This is a genomic window from Phormidium sp. CCY1219 (genome assembly GCF_035615515.1).
Classification (GTDB): domain Bacteria; phylum Cyanobacteriota; class Cyanobacteriia; order Cyanobacteriales; family Laspinemataceae; genus CCY1219.
Genome location: NZ_JAJENT010000846.1, coordinates 1 through 2402 on the forward strand (window position 1 = coordinate 1; position 2402 = coordinate 2402).

Here is a 2402-nt window from a genome sequence, read left to right on the forward strand (position 1 = left end):
ACCCCCGCCACCCGATCGCCACTGGGAGAACCCAAGAAAAGCGGGGGGTCACGCACCGGCCAGAGAATCAGGCTCCCGAGTGCAGGAAAATGGGTCTAAAATTCATCAACCCCTAACAAAAATTTAGGAATAAATAAGCCGCAATTGACAATTAGTAATTCCCCAAAATAATGCAAGAGACGCGCCCAAAAAACGCGATCGGCAGGGGGAAAAGGCAACAACGGGGGAAGAGTCTCAGAGAAGCGATCGTCATCACAGAGAAAACAGAGTTCCCATTGAGAAAAATCTATCGAAAAAAAGATGACCGTTCGCTCTAGAGATAAGGCATGATTAAAATAGAACTTTTATGAAGTGCATGAGGTTTACCCTTGCTTTCGCAAAAAAGTAGATCCCAACCTAAAAAAGAATTGCCAAACGTGACAGCTAAACGGGCAACGGGCGGTTATGCCCTAATCGACAGTTTAAAACGCCACGGGGTGCAGCATATTTTCGGCTATCCCGGTGGTGCGATTTTGCCAATCTACGACGAACTGCATCGGTTTGAAGCAGCAGGCGAGATCGAGCATATCCTAGTCAGACACGAACAAGGAGCTTCCCATGCCGCCGATGGCTACGCCCGCGCCACGGGCAAAGTGGGCGTTTGCTTTGCCACCTCCGGTCCGGGAGCCACCAACTTAGTCACCGGGATTGCCACCGCCCATATGGATTCTATCCCAATGGTAGTGGTTACCGGTCAGGTGGCGCGTCCGGCGATCGGCTCCGATGCCTTCCAAGAAACCGACATTTACGGCATTACCCTACCGATTGTCAAGCATTCCTACGTAGTGCGCGATCCGCGCGACATGGCGCGCATCGTCGCCGAAGCGTTTCATCTCGCCAGTAGCGGTAGACCCGGACCGGTGTTGATCGACGTGCCCAAAGATGTGGGATTAGAAGAATTCGACTACTACCCAGTGGAACCCGGGAGCATCAAATTACCCGGATATCGTCCCACAGTGAAAGGCAATCCGCGTCAAATCAATCAAGCCCTAGAATTGATTCGTCAAGCCAAACGACCCCTGTTGTATGTGGGCGGTGGGGCGATCGCTTCTGGCGCTCATGCGGAAATTACAGAACTGGCGGAACATTTTCAGATTCCCGTCACTACCACTCTGATGGGATTGGGTGCCTTTGACGAACAGCATTCCCTGTCCGTGGGCATGTTGGGCATGCATGGCACCGCCTATGCGAATTTTGCCGTCAGCGAATGCGATTTACTCATTGCCGTGGGAGCGCGCTTCGACGATCGCGTAACCGGCAAACTGGATGAATTTGCCTCCCGCGCCAAAACCATCCACATCGATATCGACCCGGCAGAAGTGGGTAAAAACCGCGCCCCCAACGTGCCGATTGTGGGCGACGTGCGACAAGTGCTGGTGGATATGTTGCGCCGCCTGCGCGAAACCGGTGATGCGGCCCATCCGGAGCAAACCCAGGACTGGTTAGAGCGGATTAATCGCTGGCGCGACGAGTATCCCCTGACGGTTCCCACCCCGGATGAGGGCATTTCTCCCCAAGAAGCGATCGTGGAAGTGGGGCGTCAGGCACCGGATGCATATTACACCACCGATGTGGGTCAGCACCAAATGTGGGCAGCACAGTTCCTCAAAAATGGCCCCCGCCGCTGGATATCCAGTGCCGGTTTGGGAACGATGGGCTATGGCGTTCCAGCAGCAATGGGGGCGAAGGTGGCTCTCCGGGAAGAAGAGGTCATCTGCATCAGCGGCGATGCCAGCTTCCAGATGAACGTTCAAGAGCTGGGAACATTAGCACAATATGGCATTAATGTCAAGACCTTGATTATTAACAATGGCTGGCAAGGCATGGTGCGTCAGTGGCAGCAAACCTTCTATAAAGAGCGCTACATGGCCTCTAATATGGAAGTGGGAATGCCGGATATTCCCTTGCTGTGTCAGGCATATGGCGTGAAAGGTCTCGTGGTGCGCCATCGCGAGGAACTGAAAGACGCGATCGCCGAAATGCTCGCCCATGACGGTCCGGTGGTCCTGGATGTGCGCGTCACCAAAAACGAAAATTGCTATCCAATGGTAGCACCGGGTAAGAGCAATTCTCAAATGCTCGGTTTGCCCGATCGCAAAAAACTGCAAAAAGCTGCTGAATTAATCTATTGCAGCAATTGTGGCGCGAAAAATGCCGCCACGAACAGTTTTTGCCCCGAATGCGGCACTAAGCTGTAGGCAGGATACGGGCGTGTGTTAGGCGCAATCATCGGTTTTCGGTGCGGATATTTTCATACCCTGCGCCTAATGCACTTTTTTTATCCTCTTACCGAGAATCGGCGTAAAGCCCCCGGATTTATCCGTGGGGATATAAGCCGAGCGACTGACCCCCGGTCCCCCGCA

Annotated in this window: 1 protein-coding gene; it reads left to right on the forward strand. The window is 53.5% G+C overall.

What is annotated here, in order from left to right; genetic code table 11:
* The first annotated feature begins 368 nt into the window (after positions 1 to 368).
* Complete coding sequence (ilvB, locus tag LKK83_RS27010; protein ID WP_324634578.1) at positions 369 to 2237, forward strand: biosynthetic-type acetolactate synthase large subunit; 1869 nt, start codon at positions 369 to 371, stop codon at positions 2235 to 2237.
* Positions 2238 to 2402: the final 165 nt, after the last annotated feature.